The 24,891-nt window shown below is 59.3% G+C and carries 23 protein-coding genes; 16 read left to right on the forward strand and 7 right to left on the reverse strand.

The window, feature by feature from the left end; translation table 11 throughout:
- Positions 1 to 85 precede the first annotated feature (85 nt).
- Positions 86 to 814, reverse strand: a complete 729-nt coding sequence (rph, locus tag HDE72_RS15730) for a ribonuclease PH (protein WP_183742559.1) — start codon at positions 812 to 814, stop codon at positions 86 to 88.
- 324 nt (positions 815 to 1,138) lie between these two features.
- On the opposite strand from rph, the gene HDE72_RS15735 reads away from it, so the two are divergent.
- From HDE72_RS15735 to HDE72_RS15745, 3 genes are all read left to right on the forward strand, one after another.
- Positions 1,139 to 2,029: a YicC/YloC family endoribonuclease gene (locus HDE72_RS15735; protein WP_183742561.1), complete on the forward strand. Its 891-nt coding sequence runs from the start codon at positions 1,139 to 1,141 to the stop codon at positions 2,027 to 2,029.
- Between the two features lie 1,070 nt (positions 2,030 to 3,099).
- Positions 3,100 to 3,546, forward strand: a complete 447-nt coding sequence (locus HDE72_RS15740) for a hypothetical protein (protein ID WP_183742564.1) — start codon at positions 3,100 to 3,102, stop codon at positions 3,544 to 3,546.
- A gap of 47 nt (positions 3,547 to 3,593) precedes the next feature.
- Positions 3,594 to 3,923, forward strand: coding sequence for a hypothetical protein (locus HDE72_RS15745; protein ID WP_183742567.1), 330 nt, complete (start codon positions 3,594 to 3,596; stop codon positions 3,921 to 3,923).
- 86 nt (positions 3,924 to 4,009) lie between these two features.
- Here HDE72_RS15745 and HDE72_RS15750 read toward each other — a convergent pair whose 3' ends face one another.
- On the reverse strand, positions 4,010 to 4,258 hold the full coding sequence (locus HDE72_RS15750; RefSeq protein WP_183742569.1) for a DoxX family protein: 249 nt from the start codon (positions 4,256 to 4,258) through the stop codon (positions 4,010 to 4,012).
- Positions 4,259 to 4,345: 87 nt separating this feature from the next.
- On the opposite strand from HDE72_RS15750, the gene HDE72_RS15755 reads away from it, so the two are divergent.
- The 4 genes from HDE72_RS15755 to HDE72_RS15770 all read left to right on the forward strand — a co-directional run bounded on the left by HDE72_RS15755 (position 4,346) and on the right by HDE72_RS15770 (position 7,878).
- Complete coding sequence (locus HDE72_RS15755; protein WP_183742571.1) at positions 4,346 to 4,528, forward strand: hypothetical protein; 183 nt, start codon at positions 4,346 to 4,348, stop codon at positions 4,526 to 4,528.
- Between the two features lie 84 nt (positions 4,529 to 4,612).
- Positions 4,613 to 5,251, forward strand: a complete 639-nt coding sequence (gene gmk, locus HDE72_RS15760; protein WP_183742573.1) for a guanylate kinase — start codon at positions 4,613 to 4,615, stop codon at positions 5,249 to 5,251.
- 66 nt (positions 5,252 to 5,317) lie between these two features.
- Positions 5,318 to 5,521, forward strand: coding sequence for a DNA-directed RNA polymerase subunit omega (rpoZ, locus tag HDE72_RS15765; protein ID WP_010400723.1), 204 nt, complete (start codon positions 5,318 to 5,320; stop codon positions 5,519 to 5,521).
- A gap of 83 nt (positions 5,522 to 5,604) precedes the next feature.
- Positions 5,605 to 7,878: a RelA/SpoT family protein gene (locus HDE72_RS15770; RefSeq protein WP_183742575.1), complete on the forward strand. Its 2,274-nt coding sequence runs from the start codon at positions 5,605 to 5,607 to the stop codon at positions 7,876 to 7,878.
- A 57-nt stretch (positions 7,879 to 7,935) separates the two neighbouring features.
- Here the strand turns inward: HDE72_RS15770 and HDE72_RS15775 are convergent, their stop codons facing one another.
- Both HDE72_RS15775 and greB read right to left on the reverse strand, forming a co-directional pair.
- Complete coding sequence (locus HDE72_RS15775) at positions 7,936 to 8,571, reverse strand: transposase (protein ID WP_183742578.1); 636 nt, start codon at positions 8,569 to 8,571, stop codon at positions 7,936 to 7,938.
- Positions 8,572 to 8,640: 69 nt separating this feature from the next.
- Positions 8,641 to 9,207: a transcription elongation factor GreB gene (gene greB, locus HDE72_RS15780; protein WP_183742581.1), complete on the reverse strand. Its 567-nt coding sequence runs from the start codon at positions 9,205 to 9,207 to the stop codon at positions 8,641 to 8,643.
- Positions 9,208 to 9,312: 105 nt separating this feature from the next.
- On the opposite strand from greB, the gene HDE72_RS15785 reads away from it, so the two are divergent.
- The 5 genes from HDE72_RS15785 to HDE72_RS15805 all read left to right on the forward strand — a co-directional run bounded on the left by HDE72_RS15785 (position 9,313) and on the right by HDE72_RS15805 (position 14,898).
- A complete protein-coding gene (locus HDE72_RS15785) occupies positions 9,313 to 9,900 on the forward strand; it encodes a hypothetical protein (RefSeq protein ID WP_183742583.1) in 588 nt (195 codons plus the stop codon).
- On the forward strand, positions 9,900 to 11,420 hold the full coding sequence (locus HDE72_RS15790) for a sensor histidine kinase (protein WP_260176730.1): 1,521 nt from the start codon (positions 9,900 to 9,902) through the stop codon (positions 11,418 to 11,420). Before HDE72_RS15785 ends, HDE72_RS15790 begins: the two co-directional genes overlap by 1 nt.
- A gap of 27 nt (positions 11,421 to 11,447) precedes the next feature.
- Positions 11,448 to 12,095 carry a response regulator gene (locus HDE72_RS15795; RefSeq protein WP_183742585.1) on the forward strand — a complete coding sequence of 216 codons (648 nt, stop codon included), beginning with the start codon at positions 11,448 to 11,450 and terminating at the stop codon, positions 12,093 to 12,095.
- 201 nt (positions 12,096 to 12,296) lie between these two features.
- Complete coding sequence (locus tag HDE72_RS15800) at positions 12,297 to 13,862, forward strand: GGDEF domain-containing protein (RefSeq protein ID WP_183742587.1); 1,566 nt, start codon at positions 12,297 to 12,299, stop codon at positions 13,860 to 13,862.
- A gap of 142 nt (positions 13,863 to 14,004) precedes the next feature.
- Positions 14,005 to 14,898 (forward strand): MBL fold metallo-hydrolase, encoded by an 894-nt coding sequence (locus tag HDE72_RS15805; protein WP_183742589.1) that lies wholly within the window; start codon positions 14,005 to 14,007, stop codon positions 14,896 to 14,898.
- A 131-nt stretch (positions 14,899 to 15,029) separates the two neighbouring features.
- On the opposite strand, the gene HDE72_RS15810 is transcribed toward HDE72_RS15805, so the two are convergent.
- Genes HDE72_RS15810 through HDE72_RS15820 form a run of 3 tightly spaced genes read right to left on the reverse strand, consistent with a single transcriptional unit; the run spans position 15,030 to position 19,197 of the window.
- Positions 15,030 to 16,241: a class I SAM-dependent methyltransferase gene (locus tag HDE72_RS15810; RefSeq protein ID WP_183742591.1), complete on the reverse strand. Its 1,212-nt coding sequence runs from the start codon at positions 16,239 to 16,241 to the stop codon at positions 15,030 to 15,032.
- On the reverse strand, positions 16,238 to 17,176 hold the full coding sequence (locus tag HDE72_RS15815; RefSeq protein WP_183742593.1) for a UDP-glucuronic acid decarboxylase family protein: 939 nt from the start codon (positions 17,174 to 17,176) through the stop codon (positions 16,238 to 16,240). The genes HDE72_RS15810 and HDE72_RS15815 overlap by 4 nt, the downstream gene beginning before the upstream one ends.
- The gene (locus HDE72_RS15820) at positions 17,176 to 19,197 is read right to left on the reverse strand and encodes an O-linked N-acetylglucosamine transferase, SPINDLY family protein (RefSeq protein ID WP_183742595.1); all 2,022 of its coding nucleotides are present in this window, start codon (positions 19,195 to 19,197) and stop codon (positions 17,176 to 17,178) included. The genes HDE72_RS15815 and HDE72_RS15820 overlap by 1 nt, the downstream gene beginning before the upstream one ends.
- 389 nt (positions 19,198 to 19,586) lie before the next feature.
- On the opposite strand from HDE72_RS15820, the gene HDE72_RS15825 reads away from it, so the two are divergent.
- From HDE72_RS15825 to fliS, 4 genes are all read left to right on the forward strand, one after another.
- Entirely contained in the window at positions 19,587 to 21,059 is a 1,473-nt protein-coding gene (locus HDE72_RS15825; protein ID WP_183742597.1) for a flagellin N-terminal helical domain-containing protein, read from the forward strand.
- A 94-nt stretch (positions 21,060 to 21,153) separates the two neighbouring features.
- Positions 21,154 to 21,516, forward strand: coding sequence for a flagellar protein FlaG (locus HDE72_RS15830; RefSeq protein WP_183742599.1), 363 nt, complete (start codon positions 21,154 to 21,156; stop codon positions 21,514 to 21,516).
- 223 nt (positions 21,517 to 21,739) lie between these two features.
- Positions 21,740 to 24,415, forward strand: a complete 2,676-nt coding sequence (fliD, locus tag HDE72_RS15835) for a flagellar filament capping protein FliD (RefSeq protein ID WP_311735239.1) — start codon at positions 21,740 to 21,742, stop codon at positions 24,413 to 24,415.
- 22 nt (positions 24,416 to 24,437) lie between these two features.
- Positions 24,438 to 24,890 carry a flagellar export chaperone FliS gene (gene fliS, locus HDE72_RS15840; protein ID WP_183742602.1) on the forward strand — a complete coding sequence of 151 codons (453 nt, stop codon included), beginning with the start codon at positions 24,438 to 24,440 and terminating at the stop codon, positions 24,888 to 24,890.
- The last annotated feature ends 1 nt before the right edge of the window (position 24,891 follow it).

The raw sequence follows: 24,891 nt of genomic DNA on the forward strand, positions 1-24,891 counted from the left end.
CACCTGCCGCATCATCGTGGACGAGGGGGCGGCAATCACGCCAGGCGCCGCCCCCGATGTCAATCCATGTAAAGATCAAAGGTGATCAAATACCCAGCGCCTGCTTCTGCAGCTTGATCAAGTCGGCGATACCGCCCTGCGCCAGGTCCAGCAAACGGTTCATGCCGTTGCGGTCGAATGCGGCGCCTTCGGCCGTGCCCTGCACTTCGATGAAGTGGCCCGCTTCCGTCATTACCACGTTCATGTCGGTGTCGCAGCCCGAGTCTTCCACGTAGTCCAGGTCCAGCACCGGCTCGCCCTGGTAGACGCCGACCGAGATGGCGGCCACGAAGCTTTTCACGGGGATGGCGCTAATCGCGCCGCGCGCCTGCAATTGCGCAAACGCGTCATACGCTGCCACCATGGCGCCCGTGATCGATGCCGTGCGCGTGCCGCCGTCGGCCTGGATCACGTCGCAATCGAGGTGCAAGGTGCGTTCGCCGAAGGCCTGCAGATCGAAGGCGGCGCGCAGCGAACGGCCGATCAGGCGCTGGATTTCCTGGGTGCGGCCAGACTGCTTGCCGCGCGCCGCTTCGCGGTCCATGCGCGTGTGGGTCGAGCGGGGCAGCATGCCGTACTCAGCCGTCAACCAGCCCTGGCCCTTGCCTTTCAAAAAGCCCGGCACCTTGTCTTCGATGCTGGCGGTGCAGATGACCTTGGTGTCGCCGCACTCGATCAGTACCGAGCCTTCGGCATGCCTGGTGTACTGGCGGGTGATGCGGATGGCGCGCAGCGCGTCGACGGCGCGGCCGCTGGGTCGGGATACAAATGTCATGGAATGTCCTGTGTTCTTGTGTGGGGGGGATGCGGTGGAGCTTACAGCAGCGATTTTAACACTGCGCGCGGCCCTCATTTGCAGCCATGCAACACCTGCAGGCCAGCATGCATGCCGCATCCACACATGATCCCGACAATCCTGACCCGCCGTACACAATTTTCTTTACAATGCCGTAAAACGCACACTATTCAGCAATTGCCAGGCCATCTTGTAATCCGGCCCTGTTTGAAGGTGCTGGCGGGTCTTGCCTGCGCCAGCTGATTAAGTGTATAAGTGATTGTATACAAGACCAAATCGGGGAATCCTTTGAGCATTTCAAGCATGACAGGCTACGCGGTTGCCACCAGCGAAGGTGCTGCAGGCACGCTGACAATTGAAATCAAGAGCGTCAACTCACGCTTTCTCGACCTGCAATTTCGTATCAATGACGATTTGCGCACGCTCGAGCCTGACTTGCGCGCCGCTGTCATGTCCGCCATCACGCGCGGCAAGGTGGAAGTCCGCCTGAGCTTTGGCCGCAAGGCTGCCACTACCGGCAGCCAGGCGCTGAACCTGCCCCTGCTGGTCGAACTGGCGCGCATGCAATCGGAAGTAGGCCAGCATTTCGTCTCCGCCCCGGTGATGACGGTCGCTGAACTGCTGCGCTGGCCTGGCGTCATCGAAGAAGCCCAAATCGGACAGGAATCCCTGCAGGCCGACGTGGGCGCACTGACCAAACGCACGATTGCCGCCTTTGTCGACAGCCGCAAACGCGAAGGCGCCGCCCTCGAAGCCGTGCTGGTCTCGCGTATCGAAGCGATGGAAGCCATCGTCAAGCGCATCACCCCCCTGATCCCGCAAGTGGTCGCCGCCTTCCAGCAAAAAGCCGTCGAGCGCATGCAGGACGCGCTGGGCCTGGCCAGCCAGGGTTCGAATTCCGCCATGTCGCGCCAGGACGCAATGGAACGCATCCGCCAGGAAGTGATTCTGTACGGCATACGCATCGACGTTTCCGAAGAACTGGCACGCCTGTCCGCCCACCTGGGCGAAACACGCCACATCCTGACCAAGGGCGGCCAGGTCGGCAAGCGCCTCGATTTCATGATGCAGGAACTCAACCGCGAAGCCAACACCCTGGGCGCCAAGGCCTCTGTCAAGGAACTGGCCGACGCCTCGATGGACTTGAAACTGCTGATCGAGCAGATGCGCGAGCAGGTGCAGAATCTGGAGTAAGGTGTCAGGGAGATCACGCCGTCATCAAAAGCCAGTTAAGCAATTGATTTTAATTGCTTCAGAAAAAACAGAGGGTCCGGCTGAGCGCAGGCATCGGCAGGGCGCCCTGAATCCTGCGGATCGGCTCGCCGGCCGAATATGAAAGGGATTGAAACCAATCCAGCCGAAAGACATGAGCATGCGCTTCGTCGTATGCCTGTCATTCACAAATGACGATTCCTTTCGCCATTTCCTATCGACCATCACGCGCGGCGAATCCTCACCAAATATCAGCTCAGCCACGTTGCGATAAGCGCGTTTACATATCGTCGCTATCCATGGCGCGCAGCCCCTCTGCCGCGCCTTAAAAGCCATGGAATTCGTTGCCGAATAAACGAGGCAATTCCAAAAAAATGAAAAACCTCATTCGTTCCAGCGTCGCAGCAAACAATGTTCATCCCCATGGTGGAACGAATTAAGCTATTTGAAAACAGCTACTTAGCTATCGGATGGTCTTCAAAAGGTGAAAATTTCCAATCTATACTAAAGTATATTTTATTAATTTCACATTATTACCGACTGGATTTTTATTATTTAAAATTACTATTTTAATACCATTTCTCCGCATGAAATGCCGGGCACTCAACCGGAGAACGTGTCATGACAGCCGCGATCGAGTGCCGCCACGGCGAAGTGCGGCTGGAAATATGCTGGTTTCGTATCGTCCGCGGCCCCACATTGGAGAGGGATCTCATGTTTGCGGCATATCAAGTCCAATACCTGGCCATATTGTGTAATGGCGTGTAATCAAACGTAATGGCGACATTATTTTCAAGCTTATACAGTACCTGTAGTTCCTGCCATTGCGGCAAGGAACTAACGTCAATTAACTGACCTATTCGGTGAGTACAACATGGCACAGAAATACACCTTGACCGTGAATAAGCAGGCCGCGCAACCGGCCTGCTTCATGGCGTATCAAAACGATCCGGGCTCGTGGAATCCGCATGCATTGCCGCTCGCCTGGTTTGCCAAGTTATCCCATCTTTCGCCAACATCCAAAATCAAACCCATATAGGATAGAAAGCACCATGAAAAATACTATATTACCAATATTGTTCAGCCTGATTGCGTGCAGTATGCTGTATGGTTGCACCACTACCCAGCCAGAACAGCCACTGACCGCCGCAACTGCACCAGCGGTGGACGCAGCCTGCACCGTATCTGCGACAGTCTTTAGCAACCATATCAAGCCGCGCCATTGTGCAGCAGCACCGCTACCCGGCGTAAATCAACTCTTGCCCGAATATTGCACCGACGCCGCAGCGGCCCAGTCTTTTTGCCGTATGGTCCAGAACGCTCCCAACAAAAACCGCGTCGTACAAGCGGATGGACGTGTGCGCTACGATGCAAATCTGGGTAAGGTGGTTGGTACCGCCGGCGAGAAGTGTGGCCGCCTGATCATGACCAGTCCGACCGATGGCGCGGTAGTGACCGAGTTTCCGGAAACAAACAATGCGCCCGCCCCTTGCTTGTGATGACAATCGCGCCGCATGCGTTTCACGCTGCAGTAAAATGAAACGCCATGCGACGCATCTACTTTACGCCTGACGCGGTCACCCCGCTGAGCATTCCGGCACTGCAGCTCGATACAGCGCTCTGGGAACAAGCCTATGGCTTCGTGATGGCCGCACCGGTCGGCGCCGGGCTGCGCCGCTTCTGGCAACATCAATATGGCACCGAAGCGGAAATGGCGTTGTCCGGCGCCGGCTTGCTCAAACTGCAAGCTGACATCGGCCGATTGCTGCCGCTGTGCCAGGGCCAGCCGGAACTGCAGGCTTTCCTGAGCCGCTGGAGCGGGGCCATCGGAGACGCCCGCGCACGCCGTTGGAAGATGTTCGTCATTGCCGAATGATCGAAGCAGCGACATTAAACCAGCAAGTGGCCGGGTTCTTTTTTGAAGCCGGCATCAATAATAGTGGAGGAAATTGCCAGCCTCTGTCAAACCAGGCGCGCTTCGGCGCGTCGGCTGGCGCTGGCGGCGATGACGACACAGGCAAAGAACAGCACGATGCTGTATTCGACGCCGCCGGCCCCATGTTCGCCCACGAACCAGCCCTTGGCCGCATGCACGATGACGATGCCGCCGGCACAGATCACCATCAGCCCGGCAGCCGCCCGGCGCGTGTACTTGCCGGCGATCAGCAAACTGCCGCAGACGATCTCGACGGCATTAATCGCCCACACCACGGCGATGCCATAGATAAACCCCTACCTTCCAGGAACCCGGCAAAACGAGGGATCGTGCCATTCGCAATACGGGGGATGGCGTATGCCATGAACAGCACGGCTATGACCACGCGCATCAACAGCATGGCCCGTGGCACACTGAGAAACGGGAAACTCTTCATGCGCACATATTTTGCCGGAATGGAAATTGAAGAAATTGCATCTCAATTAAATAACTATCCCATCAAGATAACAGGCACTATATGCCGGACTGTCACAAAGGGTGGCTAGCCGTCTTGCCTCTTGGTAAAATACGTCTTTGGGCGTCATTTGCCTGGGTAAAACGCCAACAATACAGAATATGGAAAACACCGCATGAGTCACTCTACCGCCTTCTCCGGCAGCCTGTTCGTGGTTGCTGCGCCTTCCGGCGCCGGCAAGTCGACCCTGGTCAATGCGCTGCTGGCGCAGGAACCTGGTATCAAACTGTCGATCTCGACCACCACGCGCGCGCCGCGTCCGGGCGAAGAGCATGGCCGCGAGTATTACTTCACGACCGCGGAAGACTTTGTCGCCCGCGCCGACAAGGGCGAGTTCCTGGAATGGGCGGAAGTGCACGGCAATTACTACGGCACTTCACGCATCATGGTGGAACAGCAAATGCTGGCCGGCACCGATATCTTGCTGGAAATCGACTGGCAGGGCGCGCGCCAGGTGCGCAAGCAGTTTCCGCGCGCGGCCGGCATTTTCATCTTGCCGCCATCGATCGATGCACTGGAAGAGCGCCTGAACAAGCGTGGCCAGGATGCGCCGCACGTGATTACGCGCCGCCTGCTGGCCGCTGGCGGTGAAATCGCACACGCTCCCGAGTTCGAATATGTTATTATCAATGAAGAGTTTACGGTCGCTTTGTCCGAACTGAGCGCGATCGTGAGAGCGGCCCGCAGCCGGTTTGCGCAACAAGCGGCCCGCAACGCCTCGCTTTTCGCCCAACTCGGCCTGCACGCAGAATAAGCCTTCAACAAGCCGCCCGCGCGCACGCCCGTTCACACAGCACCACGCACCACTATTGGAGTTACTATGGCCCGTATTACCATTGAAGATTGCCTGAAACAGATCCCTAACCGTTTTCAGCTGACCCTGGCAGCGACCTATCGCGCACGTCAATTGCTGCAAGGCCATACGCCTAAAGTCGAAGCCAAGGACAAGCCTACCGTCGTCGCACTGCGCGAAATCGCTGCTGGCAAAGTCGGCATCGAGATGCTGAAAAAGGTTCCGATGTAATTGGAACCCGCGTGACGGAACAGTGCTGATCCCTGGTTCTACCCTACCCTTTATCTTCACACTGCGACGTAACGCAACGTTTTATGAGTCTGACCCCAGCCGACACGACTTCTGCAGCACTGCCGCCCCTGGCCCCGCGCCAGGCGGCAAAACCCCAGGGCGCCAGCGCGTCCGGCACGATCACGCCTGCCGCCGGGCCGGCGCCTGCTCCCGCCTTTGGGGTTGCCTCCGTCAGCCATCTGGCCGACAAGCTCGCCGAATACCTCTCGCCCGCCGACCTGAAAAAGGTCAAGGAAGCCTATCGTTTTTCTGACGAAATGCACCTGGGCCAGATGCGCCGTTCGGGCGAACCGTATATCTCGCACCCGATCGCCGTCGCCGAAATCTGCGCCGACTGGAAACTCGACGCGCAAGCCATCATGGCGGCCCTGCTGCATGACGTGATGGAAGACCAGGACGTCAAGAAAGACGAGCTGATCGAGCGTTTCGGTTCGCCCGTCGCCCAGCTGGTCGATGGCCTGTCGAAACTGGAAAAAATCGAGTTCCAGAGCCAGATCGAAGCGCAGGCGGAAAACTTCCGCAAGATGCTGCTGGCCATGGCTTCCGACGTGCGCGTGATCCTGATCAAGCTGGCCGACCGCCTGCACAATATGCGCACCCTGGACTTCATGACGGCGGCCAAAAAACGCCGCATCGCCAGCGAAACCATGGAAGTGTACGTGCCGATTGCGCACCGCCTCGGCCTGAACAATATTTACCACGAGCTGCAAGACCTGTCGTTCTCGCACCTGTATCCCATGCGCTACCGCACCCTGGCGAAAGCCGTCAAGGCGGCGCGCGGCAACCGGCGCGAAGTGGTCAACAAGATCATGGAAGCGGTAAAAAGCACGTTTTCCATGGCGGAAATCGATGCCGAAGTGACGGGGCGCGAAAAAACCCTGTACGACATCTATAAAAAGATGCGCAGCAAGCATTTGTCGTTCTCGCAAGTACTGGATGTGTACGGCTTCCGCGTGGTCGTCGACAGCTTCTCGGAGTGTTATGTCTCGCTGGGCACCTTGCACAGCCTGTACAAACCGATGCCGGGCAAGTTCAAGGATTACATCGCGATTCGCAAGCTGAACGGCTACCAGTCGCTGCACACCACCGTCATCGGCCCTTACGGCACGCCGGTCGAATTCCAGATCCGCACGCAGGAAATGCACCGCACGGCCGAGTCCGGCGTGGCGGCGCATTGGCTGTACAAGAGCGGCGAGACGAATCCGTCCGACTTGCAGCAGCGCACGCATGCCTGGCTGCAATCCTTGCTCGACATCCAGCAGCAGACGGGCGACTCGGCCGAGTTCCTGGAACACGTCAAGGTCGACCTGTTCCCCGATTCCGTGTACGTGTTTACGCCGAAATCGAAGATCATCGCCCTGCCGCGCGGCGCTACCGCCATCGACTTTGCCTATTCCATCCACACGGGCATCGGCGACCAGACGGTGGCCGTGAAAATCAATAACGAAACCTCGCCGCTGCGCACCGAGCTGCACAATGGTGACATCGTGGAAATCATCACCGATTCCTCGTCGCGGCCCAGCCCGACCTGGCTGTCGTTCGTACGCACCGGCAAGGCCCGTTCGGCCATCCGCCACCATTTGCGCACGATCAACCTGCCCGAATCGATCGCCCTGGGCCAGCAATTGCTGTCGCAGGCGCTGCAAACGCTCAATATCGACGCCGAACTGCCGCAGCCGCTGGTCGAACGCCTGCTCAATGAGTCGAGCGCCAATTCCATGGACGAGCTGTATGCGGACATCGGCATCGGCAAGCGCATGGCGACCCTGGTGGCGCGCCATATCTTTGGCCTGATCGGCGGCGAAGCGGCCAGCATGCCGGTGGAACACAATAGCGGCAGCGAGCTGGACCCGGTCACCATCTGCGGCACCGAAGGCGTGTCGGTGCAACTGGCGCCCTGTTGCCTGCCGATTCCTGGCGACCAGATCATCGGTCAATTGCGCCGCGACCAGGGCTTGCTGGTGCACACCAGCGACTGTTCGCAAGCCAAACGCCAACGCACCAAGGAACCGGACCGCTGGATCGCAGTGCGCTGGGGCACCGAACTGAACCGCCGCTTCGACTGCCGCATCAAGGTCCTGATCAATAGCGAACGCGGCATCCTGGCCCGCGTCGCCGCCGAAATCGGCGAATCGGACGCCAACATCATCTACGTCGGCATGGACGAAGACAAGGACAACGTCCTCGACCAGCTGCGCTTCACCGTGCAAGTCAAGGACCGGGTCCACCTGGCGGCGCTGCTGCGCAATGTGCGTCGCGTGGCCGGTGTGAACCGCATCCTGCGCGAACGCAATTAAAACCCTAAAGCAGAGACTGGGGTCGGACCCTCAGGGTCCGACCCCAGCCTTTACGCTTTACGGGTTTTGCATTTTTCTCACGAATTCCGCACTACCGACAACTGCATTGCTGCGGCTGGCGGCACGCAAGGCTTGCAGCGCCATTTCTTCATCTGCCTGGAACAAAGCCGCATACGCCTGCTGCCGCTCGCCAGGAGTACTTCCCATGCTTAGATAAAGTGGATGCGGATGTATCAAGGCATCATCCCGCCCTTCCGCATTGCACCGATAACTGGACCATCTGTAGTGACCAGCATAATTCACCATCCTGGCACGTACGGGATTGAGCTCGATATAGCGCTGGCAAATCAGTAAATACGTCACATCCTGCACGACGCAGGATTTATAGCGCCCGTCCCAAAGCGGTCCGGTGCGACGGCGGCGCCAATTGATGTAATGGGCATATTCCTGCCCCAGCGCCTTCATCATTCCCGAAACAGCCCCGATGCTCTCTGCGGATAACAATAGATGGACGTGGTTACTCATCAGAACATAGGCATGCAGCAGACATCCATGCAGCATGGCTTGACGCTGCAATTGCTGCAGATACCACAGATAATTGGCTGTTTCGAAAAAACAAAGCTGCCTGTCTGCCCCGCGCTGTATTACATGCAAAGGCATGCCAGGCAGGAACAAGCGAGCGATACGGGCCATGGCAACTCCCCCATCCAGGAAGGCTCCAGCCTGGCAGAACTGTCAAAACCAGCCCTGCCTCAACGCAAACTAAGCCTCTGCCGGCGCCGGGTACGTCACTTCCAGCAATTCCAGCTCCTGCGGGCCTTGCGGCGTGTTCAGGGTCACGAGGTCGCCTTCCCGGGCCTTGGTGATGGTGCGGGCCATGGGCGAGATCCAGCTGATCTTGCCGTTCAAAGGGTCGAATTCGTCGATGCCGACGATGGTGATGGTGTGCGTTTCGCCGTCGCTGGTCAGGTAGGTGACGGTGGCGCCGAAGAAGACCTGGTCGTTGCCATAATGCACACTGGGGTCGACGATGGCGGCCAGGTCCATGCGCTTCGTCAGGAAGCGGATGCGGCGGTCGATTTCACGCAAGCGCCGCTTGCCGTAGATATAGTCGCCATTTTCCGAGCGGTCGCCATTCGACGCCGCCCAATGGACGATACGCACGACTTCAGGGCGGTCCACGTCGATCAGTTGCAGCAGCTCATCCTTGATGCGCTGGTAGCCGGCGGGCGTGATGTAATTCTTGGCGCCAGCAGGAATGGCCAGCGCCAGCGCGGCCGCTTCTTCATCGTCGTCGTGGTCCGATTCTTTTACAAAGGCTTTGTTCATCTGCCTATTGTAGCCCGTCTGGCCAGACTGTCACGCCCGGAAAGGGCATGCGCCAGCTTTTTTGACGTATCATCGTGCCAGGCATCAACCCCGGTTTGGAGACGGATGAAAAAATTCTACAGATTCAGGCGCTGGCTGTTCGCGCCGCTGGTCTACCTGGCCGCCATTTTCCTGCTGATCGAGGAATGGCTGTGGGCTACCGGTGCGCGCATCATGCAGGTGGTGGCGCAGTTTCCGCCATTACACGCGCTGGAAGCGTGGATCAAGCGTTTGCCGCCCTACTGGGCGTTGGCCGTGTTTGTGTTGCCGGCCATCTTGTTGTTCCCCGTCAAGCTGCTGGCCTTGCTGGCGATTGCGCGCGGCCATGCTTTTTCCGGCATCGGCGTAATCGTCGCCGCCAAGCTCGGTGGCGCCGCTGCCGTGGCGCGCCTGTACAGCCTCACCCGCCCTACCCTGCTCAGTCTGCCATGGTTTGCGCGCTGGCACGGCCTGTTCATGCAAACCAAGGACCGCTGGATCGCCCGCTTGCGCGCCACGCGCCCGTGGCGCCGGGTCAGCCGTTTCTCTGCCGCGCTGGGCCGCGCACGGCGCGCCTGGTGGGCACGCCTGCGGGCAACAGTGCCTAGCCGCCATGATTTGCGCCCGGCCCGCGTACTGCGCCGCTTCACGGCTTTTTGGCGGGCGCGGCGCTGATGAACAACAAGCTGCCCCGGCTGGCCCCGGCCATGCAAGCGTCGCCAGCAGAAATCTATCTGTACGACGCCACTACCCTGCAGTTGCTCGATACGAGCCAGGCCGCGCGCGACAATCTGGGCTATAGCCAGCAAGAACTGGCCGCGCAGACTGCCTTGAGCCTGGCGCCGCAGCTATCAGCAGAGCAACTGGCCGCAGTCATCGACACGCTGGACGACACCATCGGCGCGCAGGCCACGCTGCAGGTGCAGCAGCGGCGCCGTGACGCCAGCTTGTACCCCTTGAGCTTGCGCCTGTCGCGCGCCGACCGCCATGGCCGCGCGCTGCTGCTGGCCGTCGCCGACGAACTGCCCACGCAGCAAACGGCGGCCAGCGCCCTGGCCCAGGTGCAATCGCGCTTCAACGCCATCGTGTCCAATACGCCGGGACTGGTGTACCAGTTTTGCCTGCACGCAGATGGACAGACCGCCTTTCCCTATCTCAGCGATGGCTGCCAGGCGCTGCTGGGCTTGAACCCGGTGCAGCTGCACGCACAGCCTGAGCTGTTTTTAGAGCTGATTTTGGCCGACGACCGGAGCTCCTATCTGGAGGCCATGCAGATATCGAAACGCAGCTTGTGGAGCTGGAACTGGGAAGGCCGCATCTGGGTGGATGCCTGGAAAGACGTGAAATGGATCAACCTGCGCGCCACACCACGCGCCCTGCTGGACGGCACGGTGCAGTGGGAAGGCATCATGAGCAACATCACGGAAAGCCGGCTCGAGCAGATCGAAGTGCGTTTGTCGCGGGCCCGCCTGGCCGAGCTGACGGCGCATATCGACAAGGTCAAGGAACATGAGCGCACGCGCATCGCGCGTGAATTGCATGACGACCTGGGCGGCAACTTGACGGCCATCAAGATGGCCATGGCCATGCTGGCGCGGCGCTTGCCACCCGACAACCCTGTGCTGCAGGAAAAAGCCGACTATGTCGATGCCCTGGTGGACCGCACCATCGACGCCGTGCACCGCATTTCGCTGGACTTGCGCCCGTCCATGCTGGACCTGGGCCTGGTCGCCGCGCTCGACTGGCAAGTGCAGGAATTCGCGCGCCAGGCCGGCATCGAATGCAATTTTACGGCCAGCCACCCGGATATCGCACTGGAACTGGACCAGGCGACCAGCCTGTTCCGCATCGCCCAGGAGGCGCTGACGAACATCGCCAAGCATGCGCAGGCGAGCCGTGTCAGCGTGCGCCTGGGCCTGCAGCGCCAGCATTTGAGCCTGAAGATCAGCGACAATGGCGTGGGACTGCGCACCAGCGACCGCGCCAAACCGCTCTCTTTCGGCATCCGCGGCATGGCCGAGCGTGCGAATGCCCTCGGTGGCAGCATGAGCCTGACGGACGCGCCCGGCGGCGGCACTATCCTGAGCATAAAAGTCAGGCTATCTGCGCCGCGAGAGGCGATAATAGCGGCTGCAGACCATGGCCCTACGCGTGCCGGCTCGCAGCAAGACCAGGACGGACACGGCCTGGCCTAGGCTAACTTGAAAAGAAACAATGCAGTTATGAAAGAAAAAGCCACTATCCGGGTATTTATTGCTGACGATCATGCGATCGTGCGCGAAGGCCTGAAGCAAATCCTGGCCGATACCAAAGACATCATCGTGGCTGGCGAAGCGGAAAGCGCGCATGACGCTGTCAAGCTGTTCCGTGGTTCCAAGTGCCAGGTGATGCTGCTCGACATTTCCCTGCCCGACCGCAGTGGTATCGATGTGCTCAAGCAAATCAAGAAGGAAAAACCGGAACTGGCCGTGCTGATGCTGTCCATGCACCGCGAAGACCAGTATGCGATCCGTTCGCTCAAGGCGGGCGCGGCCGGCTACCTGACCAAGCAGAGCGCGCCGCGCGAACTGGTCACCGCCATCCGCCAGGTGGCCGGCGGCTTGAAATACATCAGCGCCTCGCTGGCCCAGGCGCTGGCCAACACGGTGGGCGAAGACCATGAAACAGCGCCGCACGAAACCTTGTCGGACCGCGAATACCAGACCTTGATCATGATCGCCACAGGCAAGACGGTGGGCGCGATTGCCGAAGAGCTGAAGTTGTCCGTGAAGACCGTCAGCGAATACCGCGCGCGGCTGCTGGTCAAGATGAAGCTGAAAAACAGTGCCGAACTGACCCATTACGCAATACGAAACGAATTAGTAGACTAGCTTTGGCAACGGTATCGGGCGAATTGGATGGACTTCTCAGCGCTACTCGCACTATAAGTTCTTTGCCAACTAGCATATCATGGGGACAATTAGCAAATACCCAAAAAAGGCTGTGCCTACATGTCCAGTAAATTGCCTTCCCCGCCAGCAAACGCTACCGCTGGCGCCACGTCCACGAATTCAGCTGCAGGTGCAACTGCAATGAATCCGGTTGACATCGCGCGCGAAGCATTTCGCCGCCTGGCGACGCGGCGCATCGCGCCCACGCCCGGCGCCTACCGCGATATCTACAATGAAATCGCCGGCATCAGTGAAGCGGCCGAGGCTGCTCCTGCCGCCGTGCTGGCAGCCAGCGCACCGAGCGAGATCGGCGCGGAACACGTGTTGACGCAATTTGCCACCAAGCTAAGCGAATCGGCGGGCGAACTGGGCGATTTTGGCAAGCGCTTCCAGCGTGCGCTGAAGGCCCGCGACTGGGACAGTTATGCACGCGCGCTGGCGCAACTGGCTGAAAAACAGACCAGGAAAGGCGGCGGCATCGAGTTGCCGCCACTGCCAGATGGTGAACAGACGCGCACCCTGCGCGAATTGCTGAGCCGCACCCTGAGCTTTGCCGTCGCCACCTTGCTGACAGGCACGCCGGCCCTGGTGGACGAAGCCGAATCGCTGGGCACCGCCATCAAGCAAGCCCATACGGAAGATGCGCTGAACGAAGCGGCCGTGCGCCTGAAGCAGCTGTGTTACCAGATCGAATTGAAAAGCGGCGATACGGCGGAACAGCAGGAACTGCTGCTGCGCCTGTTCAAGTTGCTGTTAGACAATGTCAGCCAGTTGCTGGACGATGACAGCTGGCTGCGCGGCCAGGTCGATGCCGTGCAAAACCTGATCGCCGGACCGCTGGACCAGCGCGCGCTGGAAGACGCCACGCGCAGCCTGAAGGAAGTCATCTACAAGCAAGGCCAGCTCAAACATAGCTTGTCGGACGTCAAGCTGACGGTCAAGAACATGATGATGACCTTTATCGACCGCCTGGGCCAGGTGGCGGCCAGCACGGGCGACTTCCATGAAAAAATCGGCAGTTATTCAGACAAGATCAGCCAGGCAGAAAATATCAGCGACCTGAACCTGGTGCTGGACGAAGTGCTGCGTGAAACGCGGCTGGTGCAGAACGAAGCATTGCTGGCGCGCGACAAGATGGTGCTGGCACGCCAGGAAGTGCAGGATGCGGAACAACGCATCCACACGCTGGAAGCAAAACTGCAGCATATGAGCGAGCTGGTGCGTGAAGACCAGTTGACTGGTAGCCTGAACCGGCGCGGCCTGGAAGACGTGTTTGAGCGCGAGACGGCCCGCTCCGACCGGCGCGGCACGCCGCTGTGCATCGCCATCCTGGACCTGGACGATTTCAAGCGCCTCAACGATACCTACGGCCACCTGGCCGGCGATGCCGCTCTGAAACACCTGGTAAAAATCGTCAAGGAAACCCTGCGCTCGATGGATGTCATCGCCCGTTTCGGCGGCGAGGAATTCCTGATCCTGCTGCCAGAAACGACGGTCGAGGCCGCATCCTCGACCATGACCCGGCTGCAGCGCGAACTGACGCGCCATTTCTTCCTGCATGAAAACGAAAAAGTCTTGATCACTTTTTCGGCCGGCGTGGCCCTGCGCCACCCGAATGAAGATCAAAATGAACTGGTCAAACGCGCCGACCGCGCCATGTACCAGGCCAAGCAATCGGGCAAGAACCGGGTGGTGGTGGCGGACTGAATACAGTCTACTGGCGCCAGCAAGATGCCGTCCCGCCGTCAGGCTGGGCGGCATTTTTTATTTCGCCATATGATGCTATGGCAGAGCAGGCATTTGCGCTCCGTGCCGGCCATCCAACCATTGATCCAAAGGAAATAAAACCATGAAAAAAGCCCTGGCATTTGCTGCCTGGCTGGCGGTCAGCACCGCCGCCAGTGCCGCCAGCACCACCGTCACACCCGACGCCGTGCCAGACGGCCCCGTCGCGCGCACTTTCCACGTCGGCGCGCTTGAAGTGATTGCACTGCGCGACAAGGTGCGCACCATCCCCAACGACGGCAAAGTCTTCGGCGCCGAGAACGGCACCGCCGCCGTGGCCGCCGTGCTGGCAGAGGCCGGGGCAGCCACCGACCACATCGACCTGAGCGTCGACGCACTGCTGGTCAAGGACGGTGCAAAAACCATCCTGCTCGACACCGGCCTCGGCCCCGCCGCGCAGGGCTTGCTGCTAGCCAGCCTGAAGCAGACCAGCTACACGCCGGAACAAATCACCGACGTGCTGATCACCCATGTGCACGGCGACCACGTCGGCGGCCTGGTCACATCCGACGGCACGCAGGCTTTCGCGAAAGCCATCGTGCATATCTCGGCGCCCGACTGGGCATGGCTGCAGGAACAAGCGAACATGGCGGCGCTGGTCAAGGTCATCTCGCCCCAAGTGGTGACATTCGCGCCCGGCGACCAGGTGGCGCCCTCCATCCGCTCGCTGTCGCTGAAGGGACACACGCCTGGCCACGTCGGTTACCAGATCGTCTCGGGCAAGGCCCGGCTGCTCGACGTGGGCGACCTGGTCCACAACCCGATTCTGTCGCTGGCCAAACCCGGCTGGATCATCAGCTTCGACAAGGACCGCACGCAAGGCGCCACCACCCGCCGCGCCGAGCTGGCCAAGCTGGCGGCCGACCACGAAATCATCTTCGCGCCGCACTTCCCCTTCCCGGGCATCGGCACGATCAAGGCGGTGGGCGACCATTTCGTCTGGCAGCCAGACAACTGAAGCGCCAGTAACAGACAAGGCGCTGGCGATCTGACGGTCCAATTGACAGCGTCCGCACCAGCGCCTTGCGCGCATAATGTTTCTCTATGTATATTTAATGTTTTATACCTGATTGGCGAAGGATTGCCACTTCAGCGATAAGGATGCTCATCGGCAAAGAAATCGATCAAGCCTCCCTCGTGCTCAATCAGGATGGACTTGGCGACAATGCCTTCGCGCGCCATTTCTGCGGCGATATCGCGGGCGCGCCATTGCGTGGGGATGATGACCACGTCGACCGGCTGCGCCTTGAGCACGTCGCGGTAAACGATTTCCTGGCCCAGGCCCGGCACGAAAGTACCAGCCTTATCCGGATCTGAGTCGACCACCAGCGGGAAACGCAGGGCGTCGGCGCCGAACTGGTGCATGAAAGCGGCGGCCTTGCCCGTGCCGCCCCAGATGGCCACGCGTTGACCGCTGGCAGCCAGGGAATCGAGTTGGGCGGCAATGGCTTTCCGGCTGCGCTGGGCGGCAGCCGCAAAGGCGTTGCTGCGGCGCGCCTGCTCGCGCAGGGCATTGGGCATCTGCAGGCGCACCAGCGCATACACCACCTCACCGTCATAACCATGCGCCAGTTGCACCACCTCGCCCGCCCGCTGCATCAAGCTACGGAACGATTTCGTGGTGAAATGCGACATATGCTCATAGAAAAAATCGGCCAGGCGGCCGGTGGCAAAAACACGGTCAATGCAAGGCACTTCGGCAAACAGCCAGCACTCTTTATCCGAGCGCGAGGCGGCCCATGACATCTGCTCGACCAGCGCGGCTGGATCAGTCAGGTGTTCCAGCACATGGCGTATCACCAACGCATCGGGAGCGAACTCGGGCAAGTCCTGCAGCGGCTGGAAGTAGCGCGCGTGAAACTCCACGCCGCGTCCTGTTTCCGGCGTGGCATTCGGGTCGAAGCCGATGAAACGCCCCTGCTCTCCGCGCGCATCAGCCAGCGCACGCACGAAATGGCCTTCGCCGCAACCGATATCGATGACAGTGGGCGATGACGGCAACTGTGCCAGCAGCACATCGCGCGTATCGGCCAAATGCCCTTTCCATATCCCTCCCATGTTGAACATTCGGTTGGGGTTGTCCTGATAGGGAATGGCGTCATAGGAAAAAGCGCGGTTCCACACATGCGTACATTGCGGACACTGCACGAAATCATGCGGCTGGGGAGCCATCGCCTGCGCTTCAGCCGCGCTCGCTGGCCAGCCCAGGGTTGCCAGCGCCTGATGGCCGCCGTCAAAAAATGCCGCCGCCACGGTATGGGCACACACAGGGCAGACTGCTGGGAGTAATTGCTGTTTCATGCAAAGATCACTTTCTTGAAATAGGCGATAGTTTCTTTCAAGCCATCATGCAGGCTGACTTTGGGCTCCCATTCCAGCGCGGCACGCGCCTTGCCGATATCGGGCTGGCGGCGCACGGGATCGTCGGCGGGCAAGGGGCGAAACACCAGTTCACTTTTTGAGTCCGTCAGGCGCAGCACCAGTTCGGCCAACTCGCGTATGGTGAACTCGGCTGGATTGCCCAGGTTCATGGGGCCGATTTCCTGCGTCTGGTTCATCATGCGCACCATGCCCTCGATCAAGTCATCGACATAGCAGAACGAGCGCGTCTGCTGGCCATCGCCATACAGGGTGATCGGTTCGCCACGCAGGGCTTGCACGATGAAGTTGCTGACCACACGGCCGTCGTTTGGATGCATGCGCGGACCATAGGTATTAAAGATGCGCACCACACGGATATCCACGGCCGACTGGCGATGGTAATCGAAAAACAGGGTTTCGGCGCAGCGTTTTCCCTCGTCATAGCAGGCGCGCGGTCCGATGGGATTGACATGTCCCCAATAGTCTTCGCGTTGCGGATGCACTTGCGGGTCACCGTACACTTCCGAGGTGGACGCCTGCAGGATGCGCGCACGCTTGCGCTTGGCCAGGCCCAGCATATTGATGGCCCCCAGCACGGACGTCTTGGTGGTCGAGGTAGGATCATTCTGATAATGCACAGGGCTGGCGGGGCAGGCCAGGTTGTAGATACGGTCCACTTCCACATACAGAGGGAGCCAGACGTCGTGACGCAGCAGTTCGAAGCGTTTATGCCCCAGCAGGTGGCGGATATTATCCTTGCTGCCTGTGTAAAAATTATCCACGCATAGCACATCGTGTCCATCGGCAATCATGCGGTCGCACAGGTGGGAGCCAAGGAAACCTGCACCGCCGGTAATCAGTGTCGTTCTTGACATTATTGCGCTCCTTTCAGGGCAAGCGTCGCCATTTTCTCATGCCACATACCCCAAAGCGCCTCTTCAAAATGGCGCGCAAAGCGGGCAGCGTCATACAGCGGCGAAGCCAGCACCTGCTGGCGCAAACGCTGGCGCAAGGCAGACAGCGCCTCCAGATTTCTCGCAAACTGGCAGGCCTTCGCCACATAGTCAGCGTCATCACTGGCGATCCAGTTCGGCAAACCGGCATTGTGCAGGATGGATTCGCCCAGGTGGGAAAGAAAATCGCTGCCGCGGCGCGTCACGATTGGCACCCCCATCCATAGCGCCTCCATGCTGGTGGTGCCACCTGGATAGGGAAAGGGGTCGAGCACGATGTCGGCCTGCTGATAAGACTCCAGCATCTGCTGTCGCGTACCAGTGCCTTCCATGCGCAAGCGCTGAACCTCGATGCCGTGGCTGGCAAAGCGCGCCGCGGTACGCGCCCGTACGGCGGCATCGTCCAGCTGCTTGGTCTTGAGGAACAGGCGTGACTGGGGTACGGCATGCAGGATGCGCGACCAGGCAGCCACGACAGCATCATTCATTTTCGTCAGGTTATTGAGACAGGCAAATGTCACATAACCATTTTCCAGCGCCGGCAACGCGGTAACATCGACCTGGAAGCGCGGCTCCGTAAAGCATAAATAGCTATCAGGCATACGCCATATTTTTTCGACAAAATGTTCTGTTTCAGTGAATGGCGCGACATAGGTATCGGCCAGCAGATAATCCATTTCCTGCATGCCCGTTGTCGCAAAATAACCTAGCCAGCTGATCTGCACGGGAGCCGGGCGCCAGGCAAACACGGGCAAACCGTTGTTACCGGTATGGCCGGCCAGATCCAACAGCATGTGCACGCCATCGTTTTCAATCAGTTTTGCCGCTGAGTAATCATCCATGCCGGCAATCGGCCGCCAGGCGGCGAAATAGGGTACCAAGCGCGCCGTCACGGTATCAACATGCACGACGGTGGGATAGGCAATCAATTCCACACGCTGTGGATCAAGCTGGCCCAACAAGGCTTCCAGGAAATGGCCGACCGGATGGTTGCTCAAGTCGCCAGACACCATGCCGATACGCAGGCGCCGCGGCTGCGCACTGCACGACCAGTGTGTAAACGGCGTACTCGCCTTGCTGCTGGCAGCCTTCCCAAAACGCAATGCGTCGGCAAAACGCTTTGCCTTCGTGGCGCGTGCATGGTAGTTTTGCATCAATAATAAATTGCTATGAGCAAGCAAATATCCTGGCTCCATGGCCATGGCATTGCGGCACGCCGTTTCAGCCGCACTCATATTGCCCAATTCTTGCAGGATCACCGCCAGATTGTGCTGCACGCTAGGATCACCGGGGAAATAGCGCGCCGCCTTTTGCATGCAGGGCAAGGCTTCGCGCGCACGACGCTGTTGCAGCAAGGTTGCGCCCAGCAGTTTCCATCCATAGCCGTGACGCGGCTGTTTCCTGGTTATCAGGCGCGCCTCTTGCTCTACCTCCGCATAGCGCCCTTGTCCGAACAGAGCAATCAGCCGCTCCAGTTTCTGCTCCTCGTCCGATGTATCGTTGACGGGTTTCTCAGTGGCGATGGTCGAGACGACCTCGACACCATCGATTTTGCGCTGTAGCTGGTCAGCCCAGATGTTATCGAGGCCATGCTGTCGCCCAAGCGCCAGGATCTGCTGCGCCAATGCCTGCTTCCCTGCAAGTAGCAATGCTTCTATATAGTCGAGCCAACTGGCAGCCTGGTCAGGCCGGACCTCCAACGCGGTGGCAAAGAAAGGCAGGCTGGCATGAGCATTGCCAGCACGTAAGGCAAGCAAGCCAAGCTGGCGGTTGGCATCAGCTTGGGCGGGTAGCAATTGCAGCACCGCCAGATACAACTGCTCGGCCTCGGCAAATTGCTCATCGCGCACATGTGCATCTGCAACACGCATGGCTTCCTCCACGGCCTGCCCGATTTCGTCTGAAGCAGGCAAATTCGCCGCTTCAGCGGCGCCCAGATGCATAGTCATATTATAAATAAGAAGGTTTGCTACAGCCGATTATCGAATCAAGAGGCGTGATTGACAAGCAATGCCTGTCAATCAAGTATGGTGACAATGATCTTAACAGCTTATCTTCTTGCTGCGCACAGGCGAAATGGAGCAAAAACGAAACGCCGGGACCTGAAAAATATTTCATTTCCACCCTCAAGTTTCCTGAAAAACTGTCGCTTAACGGAAAACAATATTGAGAAATCAGGGTAAAAAAATAAAATAAAGAACGTTTTCTCCTATCAACTTTTTTAGCCTTACTCCGATAAACATTACAACGACGGTTTGATTGCTTCAAAAGAGAGAGGCAGACCAACGTGAATAGCACATAGCGCAATGTAGTACCTGTCTGGAGAATTAACATGGCTGCAGTAATTAACACCAACATCGCTTCCCTGAACGCACAACGCAATCTGTCGAGCTCGCAAACGTCCCTGAACACTTCGCTGCAACGCCTGTCCTCCGGCTTGCGCATTAACAGTGCCAAGGATGATGCTGCTGGTCTGGCGATTTCAGACCGTATGACGTCGCAAATCCGCGGCATGACCCAAGCGACCCGCAATGCAAACGACGGCGTTTCGCTGGCCCAGACGGCCGAGGGCGCACTGTCGAGCTCGGGCGACATCCTGCAACGTATCCGCGAACTGGCCGTACAATCGTCGAACGCCACCAACTCGTCGAGCGACCGCCAGGCGCTGCAAACCGAGGTAGGCCAACTGAGCTCGGAACTGAACCGCATCGCCCAAACCACCTCGTTCAACGGCCAGGCGCTGCTGGACGGTACCATGGGTACGGCCAACTTCCAGGTTGGCGCCGATGCCAACCAATTGATCTCGGCCAATGGCGCGAACTTCCTGACCAATACCTATGGCAACAACCGCGTTCAAAGCGATGCTGTCGCAGCTGGTTCAGCCACCAAGGTTACAACCACAACCGCCAGCGCGATCACGGTCAACGGCAAGCTGGGTTCGGCAAGCATTGCCACCGACGCAACAAAAGATACGGCAAAATCGATCGCCGCTGCCATCAATCAAAAAACCGGTTCGACCGGCGTGACAGCAACCGCCAAGACCGAAGCCAACCTGGGTCTGGCCTCCAGCGGTGCCTATTCGCTCAAGATCGCTTCGGATAACGCAGCCACTGATCCTGTTACCGTCTCGTTCTCGGTCGGTACCGGTAGCGCCGCAACCGATTTTGCCGCCGGCATCAATGCCATCAATGCACAATCGGCCAAGACCGGCGTGACCGCCCAGTTCGATGCTACCAACGGTGGTATCAAGCTGACCAACGCCAACGGCTCCGATATCAACATCACAGATACCGCCGCCGTGACTACCGGACCAGCACTGAGCGTCAGCACGTATAAAGCCAATGGCAGCACAACGGCAGCCTTCACGGCAACCGGCGGCACAGCTGTTGCAAACGGCACCATCACTTACGATTCGGACAGCAGCTTCTCCGTTAACGACGCCGGTTCCGGCCTGCTCACGGCCGCAGCTGGCCCGGCATCGAAGTTGAAATCGGTAGCGGACATCGACGTCACCACCTTCGATGGCGCGCAATTGGCACTGAAGATTACCGACGCTGCCCTGTCGACGGTCAACGGCCAACGCGCCCAGTACGGCGCCTTGCAATCGCGCTTCTCGTCGGCGATTTCCAATCTGGCGTCGACCACGGAAAACCTGTCCGCATCGCGCAGCCGCATCGTCGATACCGACTTTGCGTCGGAAACGGCCAACCTGACCCGTGGCCAGATCCTGCAACAAGCTGGCACCGCCATGCTGGCGCAAGCAAACTCGCTGCCTAACGGCGTGTTGAGCCTGCTGCGTGGTTAATCAGGCTTGATGACGGGAGCCATCCTGTCATAGCGCTGGACTCAGTTCCCCTGCCGGATGTATTCGGCAGGGGAATTTTCAATAGGAGAGCACCATGACTATCGATATGATAGCGGCCGCTACCACGGCCAGGATAGACAAGAGTTACGCCTCGGATACACCTGCCGCACGCCCGGCAGCCAGGGCGGCAACGACCGATGCTGTTACGCAACAGCAGAAAAGTGGCGAACCCAGCCGTGACCAACTGAATCAGGCGGTGTCGGAACTGAATCAATCTCCGCGCATCAAAAACCAGAACCTGCAGTTTTCCATCGATGAAGACAGCAAGCGCACGGTGGTCAAGGTGGTCGACCAGGAAACCAAGGAAGTGCTGCGGCAAATCCCTACCAAGGAAGCGCTGGAAATTGCCAGGTCCTTTGAAATGGCCAAAGGCCAGCTGATAGACCAGAGTGCCTGATCGATGTTTTTGCTACGGTACGGGAACCCCAGCGCTGCGAGCAAGCTAAGTCCAGATAGCCAGGTAACACGATTACCTGGCTTCTTTTATATTTTTGGCAATTTCCGCGCAGTAATTTCCTGAATTCTTCACCGAACTGAAAACAGCGCGGTAAATCCCCCTCTCAAGTCCTGATTGATTCTGCCGATAACAGCTTATATTAGCGTTTTCCTAGGAGCATTCTGTGGCCATCACTCCAACCTTGTCATCCCCCGGTATCGGCACCAACGGTCTGGACATCAACGCCATCATCGATAAGTTGATGGCGGCGGAATCGCAGCCACTCAATACCTACGATAAAAAAACCGCTTCCTACCAGGCAACCCTCAGCGCCATGGGCACCCTGGGCGGCGCAGTCGGCACCTTCCAGAGTTCATTGTCGGGACTGACGAATGCCAACAATTTCCGCGCCGTCAGCGCCACCCCTGCCGATCCGCTGGTATTGACCGCCACGGCCGGCGCCAAGGCTGTCCCCAGCAACTACAATATCAATGTGACCCAGCTGGCGCAGTCGCAGACCCTGACCTCGGGCGGCATGGCCAGCAAGCTGTCGACCATCGGCCTGGGCGCCAAGACCACTATTTCATTCCAGCTCGGTTCAGTTGCTGGCGGCACCTTCGGCCTGGCCGGTACCGCGCTCAGCAATACCACCGCACTGACGGGCGTCAGCAATGGCTCCCTGACCATCAATGGCACGGCCATTCCTACCGATGCGACCACCAAGAGCGCACGCGCGCTGGCCGACGCCATCAATGCCAAGAGCAGCACCACCGGCGTGACGGCCACGGCCCAGCCAACCGCCAGCAGCGCCACCATGTTCAACGGTTTTGGCAATGTCTCGACCGGTGCGGACGGCAGTTATTCATTGTCTGTGGGTGGCATCGAAATCGTCACCCAAGGCAATGGCGTCGCCGCCGGTAACGGCATCACGGCGGCCTCGCTCGACACCACGCTGGAAGGTCCGAATGCCGTGTCGAATGCCCTGGCCGCCGCCAATATCACGGTGACAGGCAAGGCTGCCGACGGCACCTTGCAGTTTACGCGTGCCGATGGCTCCAACCTGAATATCGAAGAAGTCGTGACGGGCGGCGTGACTGGCGGCATCGGCCATAGCGCCACGGCGACCAACGATGGCTCGAACCTCACCCTCACCAGCACCATCAACCTGGCGTCGAGCAATGCCAGCCCGATCACGGTAGGCGGCAGCAATCCGGCAGCGGCGGGCTTGACGGCCGGCTCCGGCGGCGCTTACATGAATACCAGCTTTACCCAGGACGGCACGCAAGCGACGGGCACGGTGGTGATCGATTCGACCAACAATACCTTGCAAGGCATACGCGACGCCATCAATAACGCGGGCCTGGGCGTGACCGCCAGCATCGTCTCGGACGGCAGCGACAAGCCGTTCCACCTGGTGCTCGCGTCCTCAAAAACCGGCGCCAGCTCGGCCATGAAAATTTCCCTCAGCGGCAGCGATGGCCAACCGGCCGATAGCGCGCTGAACGATTTGCTGTCCTACGATGTGGCAGGTGCGCAAAACCTGAAACAGAACAGTGCGGCGCAAAACACCGCCTTCAGCGTCAATGGCATTCCCATCACCAGCACCTCGAACAGCGTCGACACCGCCATCGAAGGCGTGACCCTGAACATTGCCAAGATCGGCAGTACCAGCCTGTCGGTTGCCAAAGACACTTCGACTGTCAAGACCAGCATCAATGCCTTCGTCAAGGCATACAACGATCTCAATACGGCGATCAGCAAGATGACCTCGTACGACCCGGATACCAAGAAAGGCGGCGTGCTGCTCGGCGACTCGACCGTGCAATCGATACAGAGCCAGTTGCGCCGGCAACTGGGCGCACCGATCACGGGTTTGAACAGCAATTTGAGCACCCTGAGCCAGGTCGGCATTTCCTTCCAAAAAGACGGCAGCCTGGCGCTCGACAGCAACAAGCTCGATGCTGCCATCAGTGGCAACTTTACCGATATTGGCGGATTGTTCTCGGCCTTGGGCAAGGCCACTGACAGCAACGTCGCCTTCACCAGTTCCACTGCCGCCACCAAGCCGGGCAGCTATGACCTGACCATCACCACCATGGCCAGCCAGGGTTCGCTGACCTCGACGGGCGTGCTGCCGGCCACCACCACCATCGCCAGCGATACCACCTGGAACGTGACGCTCAACGATACGGTGCCCAGCGTGGCCAAGAATACGGCCACCGTCACCATTCCAGCCGGCACCTACACGCCAGCACAGATGGCCTCGCTGATCCAGTCGTCCATCAACGGCGTCAAGGCGTTTTCCGACGTCGGCTCCACCGTCTCAGCCTCGATCGATGGCAGCGGCCATCTGGTGCTGGCCTCGGCACGCTACGGTTCGGTCTCCAATATCGCGCTCTCCAGCGGTACCGGCACCGGCTTCAATACCCTGTTCGGCACGGCAACTCCCGTCAAGGGCGCCGACGTGGCCGGCACCCTCGGTGGCCAGCCCGTGGTGGGCTCGGGTCAGACACTGACCGGCGCACCGGGCTCAGACGCCGACGGCTTGAAGATTGAAGTCACGGGCGGCACCACCGGCTCGCGCGGCACGGTGAGCTTTTCGCAAGGTTATGCCTACCAGCTGAACAATCTGGCCACGTCCTTCCTGGGCACGGATGGCATGATCACCAACCGCAGCAAGAGCATCAATGACAGCATCAAGAATGTGGCGACCCAGCGCGACAAGTTCAGCGCCAAGCTGACCGATATCGAAGCGCGCTACCGTGCCCAGTTCACGCGCCTGGACGTGACCCTGAGCAGCCTGCAGTCGACACAAAACTATCTGACCCAGCAGTTGGCATCGATAGCCGCCAACCGCTAAGCCCCATCATCAGGAGAAACACATGTTTGGAACCCAACAACGCGGCGTGAATGCCTACGCCAAGGTCGGCCTGGAGACGGGCATCAGCTCGGCCTCGCCGCACAAGTTGATCGTGATGCTGTTCGACGGCGCCCTGGTGGCCGTGCTCAGCGCGCAGATGCACATGAAATCGGGCAATGTGCCGGAAAAAGGCAAGTCCATCTCGAAAGCCATCCAGATCATCGACAATGGCTTGCGCGCCAGCCTGGACAAAAAAGTGGGCGGCCAAATAGCCGAAGGCCTGGACTCGCTGTATGAATACATGAGCGCGCGCCTGCTGACTGCCAATCTGAATAACGACCTGGGCATGCTGGAAGAAGTGCAGCGATTGTTGTCCGACCTGCGGGAAACCTGGAATGCCATCGGCCCTGCCCCTGCCGCTGCCGCCGCCCCCGGCGCCGATTTGAAACGTATGCCTAGCCTTGCGAGCGCCTGAT

The sequence above is a fragment of the Janthinobacterium saanense genome, from assembly GCF_014200675.1.
Taxonomy (GTDB): Bacteria; Pseudomonadota; Gammaproteobacteria; order Burkholderiales; family Burkholderiaceae_D; genus Janthinobacterium.